Here is a 21,078-nt window from a genome sequence, read left to right as displayed (position 1 = left end):
AGGCGGATGAGGGGGATACCGAGGTTACGAAGACTCAGGGGGCACGGCAATTGGCCCCCTCATCCGACCCTTTGGGCCACCTTCTCCCCGAGGGGAGAAGGTAAAACTACGCCGCCATTGCTCCGATCTCGCCCGCAATCAGCTTGCCAAGCCGCGAGATGCCCTCTTCGATCATCTCGTCATTGGCGCAGGAGAAGCTGACGCGGAAGGTATTCGCGCCGCTACCGTCGGCAAAGAAGGCCTGACCGGGCACGAAGGCGACCTTCGCCGTTTCGAGAGACCGTGCAAGCAGCTTGGCGCCGTCCATACCCTTCGGCAGGGTGATCCAGACGAACATGCCGCCTTGCGGCTTCGTCCAGCTCGTACCATCAGGCATGTATTTCGCAAGCGCGGCCAACATGCAGTCGCGGCGATGGCTATAGGCCTTGCGGATCTTGGCGACCTGCGCTTCGAACCCACGCTCGGCGACCTGGTGGATGGCGATCTGGTTGATGGTCGATGAATGAAGGTCTGCCGCCTGCTTCATCAGCACCAGCTTGCGGATGACGGGCGCATTGGCGACGATGAAGCCGACGCGAAGGCCGGGCGCCAGCGTCTTCGAGAAGCTGCCGCAATAGATCGTGCGCGTGTCGTTGATGCTGCCCTTGCGCGCGATTTCCAGGGCCAGGATCGGCGCAACCGGCTCGCCGTCATAGCGCAGCGACTGATAGGCAGCGTCTTCGATGACGGCGATATCGAGTTCTTCGGCGAGATCGAGCAGCTTCTCGCGACCGGAGAGATCGACCGTCTCGCCCGTCGGGTTGGCAAAATCGGCCGAGAGATAGGCGAACTTCACCCTACCGCCGGCCTGGGAAGCCGCGGCGCGATAGGAATCCGGCGTGCGATTGCCATTCGGCGTCAGCTGGTCGTAGGTCGGCTCATAGGCATTGAAGGCCTGCAGCGCGCCGAGATAGGTCGGCGCTGTCACCAGCGCCGTATCCTTCGGCGACAGGAAGAGCTTGCCGAGATAATCGAGACCCTGCTGCGAGCCGGAAACGATGAAGACGTTTTCGAGCTCGCAGGGAATGCCGAGCGCGCCCATCTGGCCGACAAGCCATTCGCGCAGCGGCTTGTAGCCTTCGCTGACCGAATATTGCAGCGCTGCATTCACAGTCGGGCCGGAAAAGATATCGGCATAGGCCTGCTTGAATTCGGCATCCGGAAACAATGCTGGATCGGGAATGCCGCCGGCAAAAGAGATGATATCCGGCCGCTCCAAGAGTTTCAGCAGCTCGCGGATTTCGGAGGCGCGCATACGGCTCGAGCGCGTCGCAAAGATATTTTCCCAATTCAACATGGGGCTTCCTCGTAATTTTTGATCTTTCTGACACAAGATCACGCAACAAAAGATAAGTCAATAATGCTGACCTATTTTGTTTGTGACGGTGACAAACAACTCTCGAAACGATCGCAGCCTTGCCGGTCATCGATGCTAGATCGCGTCTGAAATGACCTACACATTTCTCTCTCTAGGTGCTATTCTTACGCTCAATCCATCGATCGGAAAAACGTAAGAATGGCCACAGCAACCCTCTCCTCGAAATTTCAGATATCGATCCCGAAAGAAGTTCGCGACCAGCAGCACTGGACTGCGGGTCAGGAGTTCATCTTCATTCCCAAGGGCAAGGGCGTGCTGCTTATCCCCGTACCCGAACTTGCCGACCTTAAGGGCATGGCGAAGGGTGCCAACCCCGGCAATTACCGCGACCGGAAAGACCGGTTCTAATGCGCGTCGTTGATAGCTCGGCGTGGATCGAATGGCTAACCCAAGGTCCGGCTGCAGATCGGCTCCAGGGCGAAATACCTGCGCGAACCGAATGCATCGTCCCCACCATCGTCCAGCTCGAACTCACCAAATGGCTGGAGCGCGAGCGCGGCGAGGACGCAGTCGATTCCTTTTTCGCCTATACCGCCACCTGCATCATAGCTCCCCTCGATACCGCCCTCGCCCGTCGCGCTGCCGAAGTCTCGGCGAAACACAAACTCGCACTCGCCGACGCAATCATCTACGCCACGGCCGAACTGCACGACGCCGACATTCTGACGCTGGACGCCCATTTCAAGGACCTGGATCGCGTGGTCTATTTTGGCAAAGCACAATAGATATTTGTCCTTTTCCGCTTAAACGCGATACATCTCGAAAAAGGCGCCAACCAGGCATGAGCACCGATCCGACATCGTCCTTCTATACCGACAACGCCGCCGTCTACGCAGCGCGTGAACGCAGGCTGCCGCGCCAGAGGCTGGATGCCTTTCTGGCCGCCCTGCCGACGGGCGCAGCCATTCTCGAACTGGGTTGCGGCGCTGGCCAGGATGCCGCCTATATGCTCTCGCGCGGCTTCGATGTTACGCCCACAGACGGTTCAGCAGAGCTTGCGAGAGAGGCGGAAAAGCGTCTTCGCAGGCCCGTTCGAGTCATGCGTTTCGAAGACTTGGATGCCACAGAAATCTTCGACGGCATATGGGCGGAGGCCAGCCTTTTGCATGTTCCTCGATCCGCCCTGCCGGATATCTTCGATCGCATTTTGTGCGCCCTGAAAACGAGCGGCATCTTCCACGCCAGCTTCAAGCTGGGTGAAACAGAGGGGCACGACAAGTTCGGACGCTATTACAACTATCCGTCGGCCTCATGGCTTCGGGATATGCTGAGCGTCGGAGGATGGAAGGACATCACCATGACCGAAGCCGATGGTGGCGGCTTCGACGGCAAGCCGACAAGATGGCTCTACGTCGCAGCCCATAAGTAGAAAGGCCGGAACTTTCGCCCCGGCCCTCCATTCCGGCAATGCCGAAAGCTTAGTTGACCGACTTGTCGACCAGCTTGTTCTTGCCGATCCAGGGCATCATGCCGCGCAGCTTGGCGCCGACTTCCTCGATCTGGTGGCTGTCGTTGTTGCGGCGGATACCCTTGAAGCGGGCAGCGCCCGAGCGGTATTCCTGCATCCACTCGGAGGTGAACTTGCCGGTCTGGATGTCCTTGAGGACGCGCTTCATCTCAGCCTTGGTCTCTTCGGTGATAATGCGCGGACCGGTGACGTATTCGCCCCACTCGGCCGTGTTCGAGATCGAGTAGTTCATGTTGGCGATGCCGCCTTCATAGATCAGGTCGACGATCAGCTTCACTTCGTGCAGGCACTCGAAATAGGCCATTTCCGGAGCGTAGCCAGCTTCAACCAGCGTTTCGAAGCCGGCGCGGATGAGCTCGACGAGACCGCCGCAGAGAACGACCTGTTCGCCGAAGAGGTCGGTTTCGCACTCTTCGCGGAAGTTGGTTTCGATGATGCCCGAACGGCCGCCACCGACGCCGCAGGCGTAGGAAAGCGCGAGTTCAAGGGCGTTGCCGGAAGCGTTCTGGTGAACGGCAACGAGGCAGGGAACGCCGCCGCCCTTCTGGTATTCGCCGCGAACCGTGTGGCCCGGGCCCTTCGGAGCGATCATGACGACGTCGACCGAAGCCTTCGGCTCAATGAGGCCGAAGTGAACGTTGAGACCATGGGCGAAAGCGATCGCAGCGCCGTCACGGATGTTCGGAGCGATTTCGGACTTGTAGATGTCGGCCTGCAGCTCGTCCGGGGTCGCCATCATCATCAGGTCGGCCCAGGCGGCAGCTTCGGCAACGGTCATGACCTTGAAGCCGTCGGCCTCGGCCTTCTTGACGGTCGGGGAACCGGCCTTGAGCGCGATCACAACGTTCTGTGCGCCGCTGTCCTTCAGGTTCAGCGCGTGCGCGCGGCCCTGAGAACCATAGCCGATGACGGCGACCTTCTTCGACTTGATGAGGTTGAGATCGGCATCACGATCGTAATAGACGCGCATTGTTTGTCCTTCCCTTTGCTTGTCTGGGTAAACTTCTAAGTCTCAGACGGTCGCTGCCGCTTCCGCCAATACCTTTTCCGTGCCGTAAAGCCGGAGGAAAGCGGTGACCGCTTTCTCAGCCTGACGGCTCGTATCCTTCAAACCGGGCTCACCGAGCAGCATGCGCACATGCAAATCGGAGACGATGAGCCCATAAAGCGTATGATATGCCTCGTCTGCATCGGTAAAGCGTAGCAGCCCTGCCCGCTTGCCGGCATCGATGAGACCGATGGCGCGGCGGTCGATCTGCCGGCGTCCGCGCTCCAGGAGCAGCTTGCCGAGCTTCGAGCCATCGCGGTTCGACTGGCCGATCGCCAGACGGTTCAACGCAAGTGAAACGTCGCCGGCCAGAACCTCGAGCAGATCGCGGGCGAAAATGACGAGATGGTCATGCAGACTTGCCGTATTCAGCCGTTCGCCATTGCGCTCGAAGGTGCGAACCTTGCTGGCCTGGTAGGTGATCATCGCAGACAGCAGGCCGTCGCGGTCACCAAACCACTTATACAAACTTTCCTTGGAGCAATTGGCGGCGCGCGCGACACCCGAGGTCGTCAGCGCCTTCTCGCCGCCGTCGACGAGCAGACGCAGCGCCTGTTCCAGAACCGCGTTCTGGCGCGGCGAAAACTCGCTCGACTGTCCTACTTCGCTCAGCACGATGGCCACTCCCAAATGCGTACCGTACGGTACGGTTCGTGGCGCTTTATGCAGGACACCGATGCAATCGTCAAGCGGAATTCGTTGCTGCACTGCGTTAAAAAGAGAGTGCTTGTCAGGTTGCTAAACGGTAGCGGTTGCCACGAGCCGGCCAGTCGATCAAGAGAACTTGACGCAAATGATTGGTCGGAAACATCACCTACTCGGCCGCGACAACGCTATTGCGCATGGCCTCGACATCCTTCAGCGGCGGCAGGCCGTAAAGGCGGCTATATTCCCGGCTGAACTGCGAGGGACTCTGATAGCCGACGCGGTGGCCGGCCGATCCGACGTCGAGCTGTTCGACGATCATCAGCCGCCGCGCCTCATGCAGCCGAAGCTGCTTTTGATACTGCATCGGCGAGAGGGCCGTAACGGTCTTGAAATGGTGATGCAGCGAGGAAACGCTCATGCCGACACGCTCGGCGAGCTCTTCGATGCGCAACGGCTGTGTATAGTTGTTGCGGAGCCACGCGACGGCACGCGCCACTCGGTTGGTCTGGCTTTCTGCCATGGCTATCTGCAGCAAACGAGGTCCGTTCGGGCCGATCAGCAGGCGATAGAGGATTTCCTGCTCGATCAAAGGCGCCATGGCCGGAATATCTTCGGGCCGATCAAGCAATCGAAGCAGGCGCAGCGAGGCATCGAGCAGTTCCGGCGAGGCGGCATTGACCGCAATTCCGCGCACAGGCTCGGCAGTCAGTGCCTGACGCGGAATGCTGACGCGCGACAGCAGCTCCTTCAAGCGTTCGCTGTCGAGCGCCATGCCGAAGCAAAGATAAGGCGTATCGCTGCCGACATTGGTGACCTGCGTCGATACAGGCAGGTCGAGCGCAGTCAAAATATACTCGCCGACTCCGTAACTGTAGGTCTCGGCGCCGATTGTCAGATGCTTGCGTCCCTGGACCACGATTGCAAAACAGGGCCGGTAAGCCCCATGCTGCCACACGGTCGCGGCCGACTGCCGATAGAGATTAAGACTGCCTATCGGCGTGCGGTGTTCGCCGTCCCCCGGAGCGAAACGTGCAACGATCGATGCGAGTTCCTGATTGGGATTGAAAGGCAATGTCATGCGCAACCAACTGTTTTCGAGCAGATATCGATACCTATCTAGGTAACACCGTTCGATCGCGAAAGATGCACCGCGCATTTAGATTCGCAGGATCGTACATAAAGCTTGCAGGATCGCTCTAACGCCGATGCCCGATCTCGGTGCATAGTCCAGCATCTCAATTCCACTCCCACCCTCTCCAAAATCAAGGAACTCCCCATGCCTATCGCAAAGGGTTATGCCGCGACCGACGCGTCCAAACCGCTCACCCCCTTCACCTTCGAACGCCGCGATCCGAACGAGGACGACGTCGTCATCTCCGTTCGATATTGCGGTGTCTGCCACTCCGACATCCACCAGGCCCGCAACGAATGGGGTTTCTCGAAATATCCGATGGTTCCCGGCCATGAAGTCGCCGGCATCGTGACCGCCGTCGGCTCCAAGGTAACGAAGTTCAAGGTCGGCGATCGCGTCGGCGTCGGCTGCTTCGTCGATTCCTGCACGACCTGCGCCACGCGCGACCCGGACTACGAGCATTACATGCCGGGCCTCGTTCAGACCTACAACGACGTCGAAGCGGACGGCGAGACACCGACTTACGGCGGCTATTCCGACTCGATCGTCGTCAAGGAAGGCTATGTCCTCTCCTTCCCCGACAACATTCCGCTCGACGCAGGTGCTCCGCTGCTGTGCGCCGGCATTACGCTCTATTCGCCGCTGCGCCACTGGAAAGCCGGACCGGGCAAGAAGGTCGCTATCGTCGGCATGGGCGGCCTCGGCCATATGGGCGTCAAGCTGGCGCACGCCATGGGCGCCGACGTGACCGTCTTGAGCCAGACGCTGTCGAAGAAGGAAGATGGCCTCAAGCTCGGCGCCGACCATTATTATGCGACCAGCGATGCCGAGACCTTCACCAAGCTCGCCGGCAGCTTCGACCTTATCCTCAATACGGTCGGAACCGCCATCGACTGGAACGCATATCTCAACCTGTTGAAGTATGACGGCAGCATGGTGTTGCTCGGCGTTCCCGAACATGCCGTTCCGGTTCATGCCTTCTCGCTCATTCCGGGCCGCCGCAGCCTTTCCGGCTCCATGATCGGCTCGATCAAGGAAACTCAGGAAATGCTCGACTTCTGCGGCGAGCACAATATCGTTTCGGAAATCGAGAAGATCAGCATCCAGGACATCAACGAAGCTTACGAGCGCGTGCTGAAGAGCGATGTCCGCTATCGCTTCGTGATCGACATCGCCTCGCTGGCATAAGCCGAAAAGGGCGGCGTCCGATCCGGACGCCGCCCTCCCTTATTCTTCGCGCATGCTTTCCCGCTGCGTGATCAGCCGGGCACTGTGCTGTCGGCTGATATAGATCCACAGCCAGCTCCAGGCGACAGCGATGCGCCAGCGCACGCCGATCAGGAAATAGATATGGGCGAGGCCCCAGACCCACCAGGCGAGCCAGCCCTTAAGCTTGATCCAGCCGAAATCGATGATCGCGGCACTTTTACCGATCGTCGCCAGGCTGCCTTGATGGCGATAGTGAAATGGCCCCGGCGCTGGCCGGCCCGCAAGCTTTGCCTTGATGACCTTGGCGACATAAGCGCCTTGCTGTTTTGCCGCTGGAGCGATCCCGGGCACCGGACTGCCATCGTCCCGCATGACGGCCGCCGTATCGCCGATGACGAAAACATCGTCTTTGCCTGGCGCCCTCAGATCCTTATCGACAATGGCTCGGCCGGCACGATCGGCTGGAATGCCAAGCCATTTTGCCGCCGGCGATGCCTCGACGCCCGCCGCCCAGACGATGGTGCGGCATGGCACGAATGCGTCGCCGATCGTCACGCCCTCCGCGGTGCATGAGGTGACGGGTCTGCCGAAGCGAACATCGACACCCAGCAGTTCCAGTTCCTTGTGCGCATAGTCGGAGAGCTCTTGTGCGAAAGCGGGCAACACCCGTGGGCCGGCCTCGACAAGGATGATCTTCGCCTTGCGGGTATCGATATTGCGGAACTCCTTCGGCAGTGTCGTCCTTGCCAGCTCGGAGATGATGCCGGCGAGCTCGACGCCGGTAGGACCCGCGCCGACGATCACGAAGGTCAACAGCGCCTCGCGGGCAGCTGGGTCGCTTTCCATTTCCGCCTGCTCGAAGGCCAGCAACAGGCGCCGGCGGATGGTGGTCGCATCCTCCAGCGTCTTCAATCCCGGCGCCACCGGCTCCCACTCGTCATGGCCGAAATAGGCATGAGTAGCGCCGGTTGCCAGCACCAGCGTGTCGTAATGGACCTTTTGGCCATTCTTCAGGAGCACCTCATGCGCCGCGCTATCGACGCCGACGACCTCGGCAAGCAGCGTCGTCACTTCAGGCCGATCGCGGAAAAAGTTGCGGATCGGCCAGGCGATCTCGGAAGTCGCAAGCAGAGTGGTCGCGACCTGATAGAGGAGTGGCTGAAAGAGGTGATGATTGCGCCGATCGATCATGGTGATCCGGACGGGGGCACCCTTCAGATCGTTGGCGAGCTGTACCCCGCCAAAGCCACCTCCGACCACGACGACATGATGATCCTGCATATGGCAACACCTCGCGATTAAGTCCGCTCGAAAACGTAGGGTTGAGAAGGATATGCAGCAACCGTCTTTTATGCATGGCACCTCTGCACGGCTACGATACGGCAAGGCGCCTATTGCGCATACCCGACAGGAACGGAGGCGCCGCTTTTAAGTTCCTCCATCGAGATCGATGCGGAGACGTCGAAGAGCTCGACCTTACGCACGAGCTGCTTGTAGATGACATCGTAATGCTCGACACGCGGCAATACGATCTTCAGGATATAATCATAATTGCCGGTAAGCCGATGCGCCTCGACGATTTCGGGGATGTCACCGATAACCCTGCGGAAGGATTCGATCCACTCGTCGGCGTGATGCGCCGTCTTGATCATCGCATAGACCGTAGTCGGCACCCCCATTTTTTCGCGGTCGAGCACAACGATGCGCCGGGCTATATGCCCGCTCTCCTCGAGCCGCTGTATGCGCCGCGAGCAGGCCGAGACCGATAAGGCCACACGATCGGCAAGTTCGGTGACGGAGATGCCGGCATCCGCCTGCAGAAATTCGAGAATCTTTCGGTCACGTTCGTCCAGCATGTGCGGTAATTCCCTATATATGCGCCGTTATTTTGCACGTAAATCGAAAAATGCGCAAACTTTTGCAGAGAGATCCTGATAAGCTTCAAAAAACGCAAACATACGGCGGATGAATCACCGCACTATTCCTCCATTCAAAATCCACGAGCGGAGAACAGCATTATGCGCACCATTGGCCTGATCGGCGGTATGAGTTTCGAGAGTTCTGCAGTCTATTATCGCCTGATCAACGAAATGGTCCGCGAGCGCCTGGGCGGCCTCTCCTCGGCTGAACTGGTGATGTACTCCGTCAATTTCGAAGAAATCGTCGCGCTGCAGAAGGCCGGTCGCTGGAACGATGCTGCCGATCGTCTCGCCGATGCCGCGCAACGCCTGCAGTCGGCCGGCGCCGAATGTGTGCTCATCTGCACCAACACCATGCATCTGATCGCGCCTCAGGTTGCCGAGCGCGTTTCCGCACCACTCATCCACATCATCGACGAAACCGCCACAGCGTTGAAAACAGCAGGCCGCGTGAAGCCGCTGCTGCTCGCCACGCGCTACACGATGGAACACGGCTTCTATGCCGAGCGCATGGCTGAAAACGGCGTCTCCATCATGGTCCCCGGTTCCGAGGATCGCACCGTCACGCACGATATTATCTTCAACGAACTCTGCGCCGGCATCATCAAGGACGAGTCGCGCCGGAAGCTGAACGTCATTATCGAGCGCGCCAAGGCCGAAGGCGCCGACAGCGTTATTCTCGGCTGCACCGAGATCTGCCTCATCCTCGATCCGAAGGCGCTGATCCTGCCGGGCTTCGATACGACGACGATCCATGCGGAAGCGGCTGTGGATTTTGCTCTAGCGAATGAAAAAGCTCGCAGCAGCTGCGCGGCCTGAGTCCAATCAATTTACTTGACTGAGTCTAATAAATAGCCAACATCGTCTCCTGTATCTGAGGAGACGATGCCATGAGTCCTGCTGCCGAATTCGCGACCATCGATGCCGTTCGCGACTTCAACCGTTTCTATACGAATTTTCTCGGCGTCCTGAACAAGGCCTATCTCGACAGCCCCTATACCCTCACGGATGTGCGCGTGCTATTCGAAGTCGGCTTCCGCGGCGGCGTCGCCGCCTCGGCGCTGACGCGCGATCTCCATCTCGACCCCGCCTATCTCAGCCGTATCGTCAAGCGCTTCCGCGAGGATGGGTTGGTCGAGACGACGCCCGATCCGACCGATGCGCGCAGCCAGGTCATAAAGGTCACCGATAAGGGACAGGCGCAATTCGAGGAATTCGTCCGCCGCTCACGCGCGCAGATCGCCGGATATTTCGAAAAGCTCGCGATCGGAGAACCAGAGCGTATCGTGGCGGCAATGCGGACGATCCAGGACACGCTGGGCCCTGATCGAACCGCAGCGCCCCCCGCCATCATCCGCAACCATCGAGCGGGGGACATCGGCTGGATCGTACAAAGCCAAGCACATTTTTACACCGAAGAATTCGGCTGGGACGACCGCTTCGAGGGATTGGTGGCCGAAGTCGCCGGTAAATTCCTGTCCAATTTCAATCCGCAGAAGGACCGATGCTGGATTGCCGAGCGAAGCGGCCTGAACGTGGGCTCCGTCATGATTACCGATGGCGGTGACGACATGGCGAAGCTTCGGCTGCTCTATGTCGACAAGACCGCACGCGGCCTCGGTCTCGGTAAGATACTGGTCGACGAGTGCATCCGCTTCTCGCGCGACGCCGGCTACAGAACACTCTCGCTCTGGACCAATGATATCCTCGACACGGCGCGGGCGATCTACATTAAGGCGGGCTTCAGGCTTGTGGCGGAGGAACGGCATCGGATGTTCGGCCCGGAATTGAACGGCCAGACTTGGGTGCTCGATCTGTAAGACATCGCTGACCGTCTGCACGGATAGACACACTGTGGCTTCGCCCTTATCTTCGATGCTTCCCTGATTTGCATTGAGATACCAGTGATGACCGCAAGTAGCGAAATCCAGATACAGCCCATATCAGCCGATCATATCGAAGGCTTTCACAAGGCGCTTGATACGGTCGCGCGCGAGCGGGAATATCTGTCGCTGCTCGAAGCTTTTCCATTGGAAGAGATGCGCGCCTTCGTCCTCCGCATGATCGAGAACCGCAATCCGCAGTTCGTTGCCTTGGCCGATGGGAAAGTGGTCGGCTGGTGCGATATCAGCCGCCATATGTTTCCCTCTCACGCCCACGCCGGCAAACTCGGCATGGGCATCATCCCCGCCTATCGCGGCAAGGGCCTAGGTCGTCGCTTGATCGAAGCAACGCTGCGCGCCGCGCGTGATGCAGAAATAGAACGCATCGAACTCAGCGTCCATGCGGACAATGACAGAGCCATCGCGCTCTAGAAAAAGTCGGCTTCGTCCGCGAGGGCCTCGCACGCAATTCCGTCCGCATAGACGGACGTTATAAAGACGCGATCCATATGGCGTTTTTCCACGAATAACGAAACCAGCCACCGCCATTCTCGCAATGTCTTGCTGCGGCGCAAAAAATCGCTTGATTTGGAAACGATCATTTCCTAAAAGAGTGGCATGACGATAGACACTCTCGATACTGCACCGAAGCTTCGTGGACGCCCGCGTGAATTCGACATGGATTCCGCGCTCGATGAAGCACTGCGCGTCTTTTCCGAGCGCGGCTATTATGCAGCCTCGATCAGCGAATTGACCGAAGCCATGGGGCTGACCGCAGGCAGCGTCTACAAGGCTTTCGGCGACAAGCGCGGCGTCTTCCTCGCCGCATTCAACAGGTATCGCCAAGTCCGTCAGCAGCTTATCGACGACGCGCTTGCCGAGGCGCCGAATGCTCATGAAAAGCTACGGACTTTGGTGAGGTTCTTCGCGGAGGCCTCGTGCGGCGAGATCGGCCGCCGCGGCTGCCTCGTGGTTGGAAGCGCGACAGAACTCGCCCTTTTCGACGAAGAAGTCGCCGGTCGTGTCGGCGTCGCCTTCGATTTCGACGAAAGGCGCATCCTCAATCTGATCCGCCTCGGACATGAGGATGGCTCCATACCGAAGCATGTCGATCCCGAAAGTACCGCTTGCGCTCTGCTTGCCCTGACCAAGGGTATGCGCGTGATTGGCAAGACCGGCCGCAAGGCCGAACATATGCTCGCCGTCGCCGAAACGGCCATGAAACTGCTGAACTGATTTCCATCGAAATTTCGGGGAACACGCTTCCCTGCCCGCATCGAGGACGAAACATGCCCGCAACTGCCGCTGCCCGACGGGAGAGCACGCCGCTCCCCGAAAAGACCATTTCGCCGCTTCTCACATTCATGTTCGCCGCCGCCTGTGGGTTGGTAGCCGCCAATCTCTATTATGGTCAGCCGCTCGCCGGTCCCATCAGCCAGTCGCTCGGCTTCAGCCCGGCGGCGACCGGCCTTATCGTCACCCTGACGCAGATCGGCTACGGCCTCGGCTTGTTGCTGATCGTCCCACTCGGCGACCTTCTTGAGAACCGGAAACTGGTACTGACGCTGGTAGCGCTATCTGCTATCGCGCTCATAGGCGCAGCTTTTGCCTCCTCGCCGTCGCTGTTCCTGCTCGCCTCGCTCTGCATCGGCCTGGCTTCCGTCGCGGTGCAGGTCCTTGTCCCTTTCGCCGCGCATATGGCGCCGGACGCCAGCCGCGGCGCTGTGGTCGGCAATGTCATGAGCGGCCTGCTCGTCGGCATCATGCTCGCCCGCCCGGCTGCGAGCTTCCTGTCTGAGCTTCTCTCCTGGCACGCCGTTTATATCATCTCGGCCGGCGTCATGGTCGGCCTGATCGTCATCCTGCGCCTTGTTCTGCCGACCCGCGTGCCCCATACGAGGCTGCATTATGGGCAGCTGCTGTCCTCCATGGGCCACCTCGCGCTTCGCACACCGGTCCTGCAGCGTCGTGCGCTGTACCAGGCCTGCATGTTCGGCGCCTTCAGCCTGTTCTGGACGACGACACCGCTCTTGCTGGCGAGCCCGGCCTTCGGTCTGACGCAAAATGGTATCGCCCTTTTCGCGCTTGCCGGCGCGGCGGGGGCAGTCGCCTCGCCGATTGCCGGACGTGTTGCCGATCGCGGCTGGACGAAGCTTGCCACCGCCTTCGCTCTGACGATCGCCATCGTCGCCTTCCTGATCGGCCATTTTTCCGGCAGCGGCTCGTTGCTGGCACTCATCACCTTGACGCTGTCAGGGATCATGCTGGACTTCGGCGTCCAGACGAACCTCGTGCTCGGCCAACGCGCCATTTTTGCGCTCAGCGCCGAACATCGCAGCCGCCTCAACGGCCTCTACATGGCGACCTTCTTCGCCGGCGGCGCCCTCGGCTCGGCGCTTGGCGGCTGGGCCTATGCGACCGGCGGCTGGAACCTGGCTTCCTGGATCGGCGTCGCCTTCCCGGTCATTGCGCTGCTTGCCTTCCTGACCGAGAGCAATTCCAGGAAAAGTGCATAGCGGTTTTCCGTCTGGAATTACTTGGAAATAAAGGGGTAGAGCCTTTCCGCTATGCGGAGAAAAGCGGAAAGGCTCGAGCGAGAGAAATGATTACGATGGCTGCGGTAGAGCCGGCCGCAGCCAGTCACATTCCCGCAAACCGGCGCCATGGAACGGGTCGACCAGCGTGCCTGAAACGATACCCGCCAGGATCTGGGGCGCGGGAGGCACTTTGGAAATGGTCGCGACCAGCCGGTCTCGGATCCAGGCCAATGCTGCCGAATCCGATTGGTAGAAGGGCGTAAAGGCAGCAGAGAGCAGCTGAAAAAGCCGCACATGCACCCACCGCGCCTTGGCATAGGCAGCAAGAGCGGCTTCGATGGTTTCATGTCCTGCCAGAGCATGCGCCAGAGCCGCGACATCGAGCAACGCCATGTTGGCACCCTGCCCGAGCTGCGGGCTGGTGGAATGGGCCGCATCGCCGACGAAGACAGTCCGTCCGCTATAGGGCGTCATCACAGTGCGATGGGCATAGCGCGCCAGCGTCAGTTGGTCCCAATCGATGATCTGCTCCAGTAAGGGCTCGCATTCCGGCCAGTAGCCGCGGATCGTCTGCTTCCAGCGCTCAAGCCCACGCTTGCGTACCTCATCGGCGTCAGCGACTTTCAAGCTCCAGAACAGAGCCGCCTGCTTCGGCAAATCCGGCCTTCTACTGCCGATCGGTAAGACGCCGATCATCACGCTGGCCTTGTCATAACGCTGCGTCAGCGCCGCTCGATCCACCAACCCTTCGGGGCAATCGAGCGTCGCCCAGAAAGCGCCGTAAATAAGGTTGCGGGCACGCGGCGCGACGGGCGAGGCCGCGACCAGTTCCGAGCGCGCCCCGCTGGCGTCGATGACGAGATCGTAAGGCCCGAGGCGCCCATCCCCTTCGACGGAGAGAAAGCATTCACCACCCTCCTCCGTCACACCGATAACACGCTGTCCCGTATGGATCGGATGTCGCCGTGCAGAGACTTCATCGTAAAGCGTATCGAACAGCGCCGCACGATGAACGCCAAGCCCGTAGCGCCCGCCCGGCAGCGCGTTGTAGCGCACATCGAGGACGATGCGGCCGCGAGTGGTCTCCGTGCCGAACAATCGATCGATGCGATTGCCGGCCGCATGGATCGCCGGACCAAGCCCAAGCGACTCAAGCACCGTCAATCCGGTCGGCTGCAGCATTAGCGCCGAACCGACGGGAGCCGGGCTATCGAACCGTTCGATGATATCGGTGGTATGACCAGCGCGAGTGAGAAAGAGAGAGGCGGCAAGGCCGGCAGGTCCGGCGCCGACGATAGCAATCTTCAAAGGCTTCACGATGGGCGGCTCAGTCCGGCGATTGATCGAAACGGGCGCGGGCGGCCTTGACGGCCTCGTGATTGGCTTCTGCCCAATTCAGGAGATGAGCCAGCGGCTCGTACAGCGAATGGCCGAGTTCTGTCATCCGATATTCGACGCTCGGCGGCTTGGTGGGAAATACCTCCCGGTCGATATAGCCGTCGCGCTGCAGGTCACGCAGCGTCTGCGTCAGCATGCGCTGGGAAATATCGGGCACCAGCCGACGCAGTTCGCCGAAACGATACGGTCGCTTGGCCAGTGTTTCCAGCAATAGCACCGACCATTTTCCGCCGATCTGCGAGATCAGGTCCCGGACGGGGCAATTGCCGAAATCAAGATTGCTGAGATCGAAGTCGCGCAGCGGCGGATTTTTGCTGCGCAGATTGACGACGGCGCTGGCTGCCATGCCGGTTCCCTTTTGGTAACTTGGAGCCCAAAAACTGCCTCCTTTACACCATGAAGTCAATTCCTATTCTAGTGCTAGTCTCTTTTTGAGAGCAACAAACCGCTGTTAATGTGCGGCGGTCCAACAAGGGAAAACATATGAGCAGCACTCTTCTCGTCACCGGCGCCGCCGGTAAGCTTGGCCAGCGCGTCATTCATCACCTGCTGGAGACATACAAGGTCGCTCCCGGCCGCATCGTCGCCGCAACGCGCAGCCCCGAAAAGCTTGCCGATCTCGCCGCCAAGGGCGTCATCACCCGCAAGGCCGATTTCGATGATACCGCCGGCCTGCCCGCCGCCTTCGCGGGCGTTGATCGCCTGCTGATCATCAGCACCGATGCACTCGCCGTACCCGGCCTGCGCCTGAAGCAACACACGGCTGCCGTCGAAGCCGCGAAGAAGGCGGGCGTGAAGCATGTTCTCTATACCTCAATGCCAGCCCCGGACGGTTCCCTCGTCACCTTCGCACCTGACCACCTCGGCACTGAAAACGCCATCAAGGCAAGCGGCATCGGCTACACGATCCTGCGCGACGCCTGGTACTTCGACAACTACCTGATGGGCCTGCCGCACAGCCTCGAAACCGGCAAATGGTATACAGCAACCGGCGGCGGCCGTATCAGCAACATCAGCCGCGAAGATTGCGCACTCGCCATCGCCGCCGCCCTGGCTTCCGACAAGACAGAAAGCGCCACCTATACGCTGACGGGCTCGACCGCCGTCACCATTGAGGACGTCGCAAGCGTCGTCAGCCGGATCACCGGCCGTCCGCTTGAGGTTGTGCAAGTCACGGACGAACAGTTCGCCGCCGGTCTTGCCGGCGCCGGCCTGCCGAAATTCGTCGTCGACATGCTCGTCTCTGCCGATGCCAACACTCGCGCCGGCAAATTCGACATCCTCACCAACGACTTCAACAAGCTCACAGGCAAAGAACCGCAGACGCTGCGCAGCTTCTTCGAAGAGCACAAGGCAGCGTTGGCTGGCTGAGTTATGGAAAAGTCGAGCCGGCTCGTATGCTTGCTCTTGCTGAATGCCATCGTCTCTCCGTGCCGCGGGGAGACACAATCTTCCAAATTTATCTCTGAAAAAAACTTACCTGATAATCCATAAGCTCCTCTGGATCATCGGGCCTAGCGAATTCCACGACAAATTCCCGATCCGGAAATTGCCACTGGAGCTTTGCCGTGAAAATTTCAGCTAGTCGCTCGCCGAGAAAGATGAGCTTATCTCTGGATATATCTGTACATCCCGAATGCTGGATATCCGCGACGTGGAGATGGTTCATGACCCGTTCAACAGACTGCCGCGTCGAGGTTGGGTCATTTTCGAAGGATCGCAGCACTTCTTCGGAGAAACCCTGTACCAAGATATATTGCCGATGCGCAACAAAGCTCGGCCAGAATATAGAAGAGTATCCGACGGCAAGTGAAAAGTTGCCGACGCATCCCGTCCAGCTTTCAATATCGATACCACGACCATTATTCCATTGGCCCAGTTCCAATTTCATGCTTTCGGGAATTTCAGTCATGGAACTCCATCTTTCATGATCCTATCGGATTACGAGGAAGATACGATAATGACTTGACGGTCGGCTCCGTAGTGCAGCCGAAAGGCATCTTAACGTAGATCATCTGATAACAAGCACAACGGAAGTGATACGTTCGTTATAATGAACCGTGCTAAAATGCACAAAGATGGAGCAGGAGGAGCGGCAATTAAAGAAATGGAACGAAGCGATACTTCGCCCAGCATTGGCAAGGCTCTCCTCGCTTTTCTGATGGCTTGGGGCCTTCTCTGGCTGGTTTATGCTGTTCCAAGGATTACTCAGTCGCTTTGGTACTACGGTGAGCCGTCTGTATTTTTCTATAATGTGCGTTGGTGGTTGGTGCCGTTGGCAGGGATGCCAATTACCATGGCACTATCAGTACCGATCACTTTCCTTCTCCATGTGACGGTTCTGCGCCAACTGACACTAGGACGGCTTTTACCCCTTCTTGTCATCATTGGCGGATGCGTAACCGCCGCGCAGTTTTTCGGCGCTATGATGGCGTTCAATGGGTCCGATATCACGAATGGCCAAAACATTGCCGTTCTCGGTACTTTAAGCCTGATTCCTGGCGCGGCATGGGGTGCATTCTACGGCTGGCTGTTAGGTCAGCGGCAGACAAAATCAGCCCGATAGTGACAGCGCATCCGCTTATCACGCGTGCACGCCGCTATCTCACCAACGGCAGATCCCGCCGATCAAACCACCTGCCCGCAAGCCCGGCGGAAGCGCCGCACCGTTTCGGCCATGCCATATTCCAGCGCGTCGGCAGTCAGCCCATGACCAATCGAAGTCTCCGCAAGTTTCGGAATGCGCTTCAACAGCGCCGGCAGGTTGGCGACTGTCAGGTCGTGACCGGCATTGACGTCAAGGCCATTGGCGAAGGCTGCATCGGCGGTCTTCCCCAGCGCTTCGAGAATGACGGCAGCCTTCTGCGGATCGTCGTAGCAGCCACCGTAAGGGCCGGTATAAAGTTCGATGCGGTCGGCGCCCACTTCCCTGGCGATCTTCACCGCCTCGGCATCGCCGTCGCCGTCGGCAAAGAGGGACACGCGGCAGCCGATCGTCTTGTACTTGGCGACGACTTCGACCAGCAAGTCGCGGTTCTTGCGAAAATCCCAGCCGTGATCCGACGTCGCCTGCGCGGGGTCGTCGGGCACGAGCGTCACCTGTTCGGGCTCCGCCGAAGCACAGAGATCGAAGAATTCGTCGCTCGGATAGCCCTCGATATTGAATTCCGCTTCCGGAAACTCGTCATCGATCAGCGCGCGGATATCGGGCAGGTCGGAAAAGCGGACATGCCGCTGATCGGGACGCGGATGAACGGTCAGACCGCTGGCGCCGGCGGCAAGCGCGATACGGCCCAAACCTGTGACGCTCGGCCAGGGAAGATCACGCCGGTTGCGCAGCATCGCGATAGCGTTGAGGTTCACGGAAAGCTTGGCGGGCATAGTCAAAATCCCTGATTTTCAAAGCGGATGGCAGTGTCGTTTTATGCCATTATGCGCAGCAAAACCAACGAGATTCCGACATCAATCCATGCAAAACTTTGATGGAGAAGATCGAACCAAGTCACCGGGGCGCGACATCACTGAGCCAAGACTCAGGATGTCCTGTTAACGGACAATCGTCAGCGTCTCAGCGGCACGGGTGATCGCCGTGTAGAGCCAACGCTCCCGCGTATCGCGAAATGCCCAGCTCTCATCGAACAGCACGACATTGTTCCACTGCGAACCCTGAGCCTTATGTACGGTCAGCGCATAGCCGTAATCGAATTCGTCGTAGCGCTTGCGCGTCGACCACGGGATCTCGCCCTCGACATCCTCGAAGGCCTGCTTCAAGAGCTTGATCTTCGCTGCCCCGCGATCCATGTCGTCATCTTCCGGACGCACCAGCAGATTGATGCCCGGCTTCGTCGTTTCCCTGGAAGAGGTCATCACCTGCCAGAGGGAGCCGTTGAGCAGCCCCTTGGCGGGGTCGTTGCGCAGGCAGACCAGCTTATCGCCGGATTGCGGATAATCGGCTGTAAAACCCTTGAGCTCACGCAGACGCTGATTGTAGCGCCGGCGCGTCCTGTTGGTACCGACGAGCACCTGATCGGCCTCCAGCACCAGCGGCTGCGTGACCTCGTTCTTCGAGATCACCTGTGCGGTGCCATAGTCCCCATGCATGATTTCCTTGCCCTCACGCACCTGCATGGCGAGCTGGATGATCGGATTGTCGCGTGCCTGGCGGTGAATGTCCGTCAGAAGATAATCCGGTTCCTCATTCGTGAAGAAACCACCGCCGGAAACGGGCGGGAGCTGGCCGGGATCGCCGAGCACGAGAATGGGCGTACCAAAACTCATCAGATCCTTGCCAAGCGCCTCGTCCACCATCGAGCACTCATCGACGATGATCAGCGCGGCCTTGGCAACCGGGCTCTGACGGTTGATCGTGAACATCGGGGCAATCGATGTCTTGCCTGTCTCTTCGTCCTCAACAGCTTCCTCGCCGCGCGGCCGGTAGATCAGCGAATGGATGGTCTTGGCATTCGAGGCGCCGCGTGAGCGCAGCACCTGCGCCGCCTTGCCGGTAAAGGCAGCGAACAGCACTTCGCCATCCACATGCTCGGCGAAATGCCGCGCAAGCGTCGTCTTGCCCGTGCCGGCATAGCCGAACAGACGGAACAACGGCGAGCGCCCCTCTTTCAGCCAGTTTGCGACGGCCTTGAGCGCTTCATCTTGTTGCGGCGCGAATTGCATGGTTCGACTTGGCAGGATTCGGTTGATGGAAGCAAGCGGTAAAAAGCCGTCGCCGCCACCACGCGCTTATGTCGTGTATTGAGGATCGTTTTCAAGCACAATCGGCTTACCATGCGGCGTGGCCTCCGCCGCACGCTGCCAGCTTTGTTGCAGGGCCAAGATCGCGTTGGCATCCGCGATACCCTTTGACACCAGCAAGCCGGACAGAGCCGCCACCCAGCAATCGAAATAGTCGCTGCCGTCAATCGCGCGGCCGGGCTTGTGCAACTCGCCGGACAGCCGTTCCGCCCATTCGCTCCAGTCAAACAGGCCCTGCTCATGCAAATGAACTGTCATGGCGAAAGCCTCTGCCGCCCAAGGTTCCGGAAAGATCGGCTCTCCATCGACAGACTTCGGCAATCCGGGGGATTGTGCCAGAGGCGACGTCACCTCACACGCGCTCAAGATAGCTCTCCCAAGCGTCGATCGAGACGGTCAACGAGGGATCGGCGCCCTCGCCCCAGATCTCGGCACCGTCGAAGACGACCGTATAAACCCATTGCGGATTTTCGCCGCGGCCATGGGCATTGTCGTCAGGGAAGACGAAGGAGCCCTGCACCGCTTCGATGACACCCGTCTTTGCGCGGGCATAGCGCGGTAACCTTGTGTGGCCGGTCGGGTTGAAGTTCTTGGTGCGGACATGATCGCCGACGGCAAAGAGCGGTGCAGTATCGACCGGTCGATCGCAAGGGCCGCCCTTGGCCAGCACACCGTCGACCATGTCAGCCGTCAGAACCCGCTTCGGCACCCTGCCCTGTTCGAGCGAGTGACCGCTGCGCAACTCCTCGGCCGTCGCAAAACCATGCCGCTCCAGGAGCATATCGACGGCACGAGTCCAGATCTCATAATAGCTGGCGCCGAGATAGCTCGCCGGCGGAATGTTTTCGCGCGCATGCCGGCTTTCATCGATCGTCCAGGCACCGAAGGCGCCGCAGGAAAGCGTGATACCGAGCGCCCGCTTTTCCCATTCGGCATGGAAATAGGGCTCATTCGGCTCCGGGGCGACCGGGCCGAACCCCATCTGACCGCCGAGATCGTGTGGACCATTCATAGCGTTGCCTCCGGCGCCTTTGCGAGCGCGGTTCCGATCATGGCGTCGCGGCTGACGAGATCCGCAAGCGCCGCCTCGTCCATGCCTTCGGAACCGGCCGGCCGCTCGGGGATTACCAGGTAGCGAAGTTCGGCCGTCGAATCCCAGACGCGGATCTTCGTCTCCTGCGGCAATGTCAGGCCGAATTCGGCGAGCACGCCACGCGGATCGATCACCGCGCGGGAGCGATAGGCCGGCGCCTTGTACCAGACCGGCGGCAGCCCGAGTACGGCCCACGGATAGCAGGAGCAAAGCGTGCAGACGATCAGGTTATGCGTTTCCGGCGTATTGAACACCGCACGCATATGCTCGCCCTGGCGGCCTGTAAAACCGAGGCTCGCAATCGCCGCCGTCGCGTCACGCCGCAGCCAATCGGCGAAGTCGGGATCGCTCCAGGCTTTCGCCACCACCTGCGCCCCATTGCGCGGCCCGACCTTCGTCTCGTAGGTCTCGACGATGCGGTCGATCGCCGCCGGGTCGATCAGCCCCTTTTCCGTCAGCAGCGTCTCCAGCGCCTTCACGCGCGCCTGCATATCCGAATAGTGGTTGTCGTGGTGATGGTGATGATGATCGTCATCATCATGCGGGTGATCGCGGGACATGGCCGTCTCCTGTC

At 59.6% G+C, this 21,078-nt stretch carries 24 protein-coding genes and 1 pseudogene; 11 read left to right on the top strand and 14 right to left on the bottom strand.

Annotation, left to right across the window (positions count from 1 at the left end):
* Positions 1 to 106 precede the first annotated feature (106 nt).
* Positions 107 to 1,336: an aminotransferase-like domain-containing protein gene (locus GDN47_RS04785; protein ID WP_113332985.1), complete on the bottom strand. Its 1,230-nt coding sequence runs from the start codon at positions 1,334 to 1,336 to the stop codon at positions 107 to 109.
* A 219-nt stretch (positions 1,337 to 1,555) separates the two neighbouring features.
* On the opposite strand from GDN47_RS04785, the gene GDN47_RS04780 reads away from it, so the two are divergent.
* Genes GDN47_RS04780 through GDN47_RS04770 form a run of 3 tightly spaced genes read left to right on the top strand, consistent with a single transcriptional unit; the run spans position 1,556 to position 2,786 of the window.
* Positions 1,556 to 1,765, top strand: a complete 210-nt coding sequence (locus GDN47_RS04780) for an AbrB/MazE/SpoVT family DNA-binding domain-containing protein (RefSeq protein WP_112721102.1) — start codon at positions 1,556 to 1,558, stop codon at positions 1,763 to 1,765.
* Entirely contained in the window at positions 1,765 to 2,142 is a 378-nt protein-coding gene (locus GDN47_RS04775) for a type II toxin-antitoxin system VapC family toxin (protein WP_113332984.1), read from the top strand. Before GDN47_RS04780 ends, GDN47_RS04775 begins: the two co-directional genes overlap by 1 nt.
* 56 nt (positions 2,143 to 2,198) lie before the next feature.
* Positions 2,199 to 2,786 (top strand): class I SAM-dependent methyltransferase, encoded by a 588-nt coding sequence (locus tag GDN47_RS04770; protein WP_152092687.1) that lies wholly within the window; start codon positions 2,199 to 2,201, stop codon positions 2,784 to 2,786.
* A gap of 49 nt (positions 2,787 to 2,835) precedes the next feature.
* On the opposite strand, the gene ilvC is transcribed toward GDN47_RS04770, so the two are convergent.
* From ilvC to GDN47_RS04755, 3 genes are all read right to left on the bottom strand, one after another.
* Positions 2,836 to 3,855 (bottom strand): ketol-acid reductoisomerase, encoded by a 1,020-nt coding sequence (gene ilvC, locus GDN47_RS04765; protein WP_069612460.1) that lies wholly within the window; start codon positions 3,853 to 3,855, stop codon positions 2,836 to 2,838.
* A 42-nt stretch (positions 3,856 to 3,897) separates the two neighbouring features.
* A complete protein-coding gene (locus GDN47_RS04760) occupies positions 3,898 to 4,548 on the bottom strand; it encodes a TetR/AcrR family transcriptional regulator C-terminal domain-containing protein (RefSeq protein ID WP_069612824.1) in 651 nt (216 codons plus the stop codon).
* 199 nt (positions 4,549 to 4,747) lie between these two features.
* Complete coding sequence (locus tag GDN47_RS04755; RefSeq protein WP_145632666.1) at positions 4,748 to 5,659, bottom strand: AraC family transcriptional regulator; 912 nt, start codon at positions 5,657 to 5,659, stop codon at positions 4,748 to 4,750.
* Positions 5,660 to 5,857: 198 nt separating this feature from the next.
* On the opposite strand from GDN47_RS04755, the gene GDN47_RS04750 reads away from it, so the two are divergent.
* Positions 5,858 to 6,901 (top strand): NAD(P)-dependent alcohol dehydrogenase, encoded by a 1,044-nt coding sequence (locus GDN47_RS04750; protein WP_152092686.1) that lies wholly within the window; start codon positions 5,858 to 5,860, stop codon positions 6,899 to 6,901.
* A gap of 39 nt (positions 6,902 to 6,940) precedes the next feature.
* Here the strand turns inward: GDN47_RS04750 and GDN47_RS04745 are convergent, their stop codons facing one another.
* Both GDN47_RS04745 and GDN47_RS04740 read right to left on the bottom strand, forming a co-directional pair.
* Positions 6,941 to 8,203, bottom strand: coding sequence for an NAD(P)/FAD-dependent oxidoreductase (locus GDN47_RS04745; RefSeq protein WP_152092685.1), 1,263 nt, complete (start codon positions 8,201 to 8,203; stop codon positions 6,941 to 6,943).
* A gap of 110 nt (positions 8,204 to 8,313) precedes the next feature.
* Positions 8,314 to 8,778, bottom strand: coding sequence for an Lrp/AsnC family transcriptional regulator (locus GDN47_RS04740; protein ID WP_112721097.1), 465 nt, complete (start codon positions 8,776 to 8,778; stop codon positions 8,314 to 8,316).
* A 162-nt stretch (positions 8,779 to 8,940) separates the two neighbouring features.
* Between GDN47_RS04740 and GDN47_RS04735 the strand changes: the two genes are divergently transcribed.
* The 5 genes and pseudogenes from GDN47_RS04735 (at position 8,941) to GDN47_RS04715 (ending at position 13,240) form a co-directional block, all read left to right on the top strand.
* Complete coding sequence (locus tag GDN47_RS04735) at positions 8,941 to 9,660, top strand: aspartate/glutamate racemase family protein (RefSeq protein ID WP_113332979.1); 720 nt, start codon at positions 8,941 to 8,943, stop codon at positions 9,658 to 9,660.
* Positions 9,661 to 9,731: 71 nt separating this feature from the next.
* Positions 9,732 to 10,661, top strand: coding sequence for a bifunctional helix-turn-helix transcriptional regulator/GNAT family N-acetyltransferase (locus tag GDN47_RS04730; protein ID WP_113332978.1), 930 nt, complete (start codon positions 9,732 to 9,734; stop codon positions 10,659 to 10,661).
* A gap of 87 nt (positions 10,662 to 10,748) precedes the next feature.
* Positions 10,749 to 11,254 (top strand): annotated as a pseudogene (locus GDN47_RS04725) (GNAT family N-acetyltransferase).
* 88 nt (positions 11,255 to 11,342) lie between these two features.
* Positions 11,343 to 11,960, top strand: coding sequence for a TetR/AcrR family transcriptional regulator (locus GDN47_RS04720; RefSeq protein ID WP_113354510.1), 618 nt, complete (start codon positions 11,343 to 11,345; stop codon positions 11,958 to 11,960).
* Between the two features lie 53 nt (positions 11,961 to 12,013).
* Positions 12,014 to 13,240 (top strand): MFS transporter, encoded by a 1,227-nt coding sequence (locus tag GDN47_RS04715; RefSeq protein ID WP_113354509.1) that lies wholly within the window; start codon positions 12,014 to 12,016, stop codon positions 13,238 to 13,240.
* Between the two features lie 90 nt (positions 13,241 to 13,330).
* Here GDN47_RS04715 and GDN47_RS04710 read toward each other — a convergent pair whose 3' ends face one another.
* Together GDN47_RS04710 and GDN47_RS04705 are read right to left on the bottom strand one after the other, a co-directional pair.
* Positions 13,331 to 14,578, bottom strand: coding sequence for an FAD-dependent oxidoreductase (locus GDN47_RS04710; RefSeq protein WP_152092684.1), 1,248 nt, complete (start codon positions 14,576 to 14,578; stop codon positions 13,331 to 13,333).
* Positions 14,579 to 14,588: 10 nt separating this feature from the next.
* Positions 14,589 to 15,005 carry a winged helix-turn-helix transcriptional regulator gene (locus GDN47_RS04705; protein ID WP_113354506.1) on the bottom strand — a complete coding sequence of 139 codons (417 nt, stop codon included), beginning with the start codon at positions 15,003 to 15,005 and terminating at the stop codon, positions 14,589 to 14,591.
* A 137-nt stretch (positions 15,006 to 15,142) separates the two neighbouring features.
* On the opposite strand from GDN47_RS04705, the gene GDN47_RS04700 reads away from it, so the two are divergent.
* Entirely contained in the window at positions 15,143 to 16,030 is an 888-nt protein-coding gene (locus tag GDN47_RS04700) for an SDR family oxidoreductase (RefSeq protein WP_152092683.1), read from the top strand.
* Between the two features lie 88 nt (positions 16,031 to 16,118).
* Here GDN47_RS04700 and GDN47_RS04695 read toward each other — a convergent pair whose 3' ends face one another.
* Positions 16,119 to 16,571 carry a hypothetical protein gene (locus tag GDN47_RS04695; protein WP_113332971.1) on the bottom strand — a complete coding sequence of 151 codons (453 nt, stop codon included), beginning with the start codon at positions 16,569 to 16,571 and terminating at the stop codon, positions 16,119 to 16,121.
* Between the two features lie 141 nt (positions 16,572 to 16,712).
* Here GDN47_RS04695 and GDN47_RS04690 point away from each other — a divergent pair, with 141 nt between their 5' ends.
* Positions 16,713 to 17,225 carry a hypothetical protein gene (locus GDN47_RS04690; RefSeq protein WP_152092682.1) on the top strand — a complete coding sequence of 171 codons (513 nt, stop codon included), beginning with the start codon at positions 16,713 to 16,715 and terminating at the stop codon, positions 17,223 to 17,225.
* A 62-nt stretch (positions 17,226 to 17,287) separates the two neighbouring features.
* Here the strand turns inward: GDN47_RS04690 and GDN47_RS04685 are convergent, their stop codons facing one another.
* The 5 genes from GDN47_RS04685 to nthA all read right to left on the bottom strand — a co-directional run bounded on the left by GDN47_RS04685 (position 17,288) and on the right by nthA (position 21,064).
* A complete protein-coding gene (locus tag GDN47_RS04685; RefSeq protein WP_113332969.1) occupies positions 17,288 to 18,040 on the bottom strand; it encodes a pyridoxine 5'-phosphate synthase in 753 nt (250 codons plus the stop codon).
* Positions 18,041 to 18,205: 165 nt separating this feature from the next.
* The gene (locus GDN47_RS04680; protein WP_095435208.1) at positions 18,206 to 19,333 is read right to left on the bottom strand and encodes an ATP-dependent DNA helicase; all 1,128 of its coding nucleotides are present in this window, start codon (positions 19,331 to 19,333) and stop codon (positions 18,206 to 18,208) included.
* 66 nt (positions 19,334 to 19,399) lie between these two features.
* Positions 19,400 to 19,777 carry a nitrile hydratase accessory protein gene (locus GDN47_RS04675; protein ID WP_152092681.1) on the bottom strand — a complete coding sequence of 126 codons (378 nt, stop codon included), beginning with the start codon at positions 19,775 to 19,777 and terminating at the stop codon, positions 19,400 to 19,402.
* Positions 19,764 to 20,423: a nitrile hydratase subunit beta gene (gene nthB, locus GDN47_RS04670; protein ID WP_152092680.1), complete on the bottom strand. Its 660-nt coding sequence runs from the start codon at positions 20,421 to 20,423 to the stop codon at positions 19,764 to 19,766. Before nthB ends, GDN47_RS04675 begins: the two co-directional genes overlap by 14 nt.
* Positions 20,420 to 21,064, bottom strand: coding sequence for a nitrile hydratase subunit alpha (gene nthA / locus GDN47_RS04665; protein ID WP_152092679.1), 645 nt, complete (start codon positions 21,062 to 21,064; stop codon positions 20,420 to 20,422). The genes nthB and nthA overlap by 4 nt, the downstream gene beginning before the upstream one ends.
* Positions 21,065 to 21,078: the final 14 nt, after the last annotated feature.

Origin of the sequence: Martinezella dioscoreae (assembly GCF_009176305.1) — a bacterium.
Lineage (GTDB): Bacteria > Pseudomonadota > Alphaproteobacteria > Rhizobiales > Rhizobiaceae > Rhizobium > Rhizobium dioscoreae.
The sequence above is the reverse complement of the archived record's forward strand: the minus strand, read 5'-3'. Positions and strand labels throughout refer to the sequence as shown.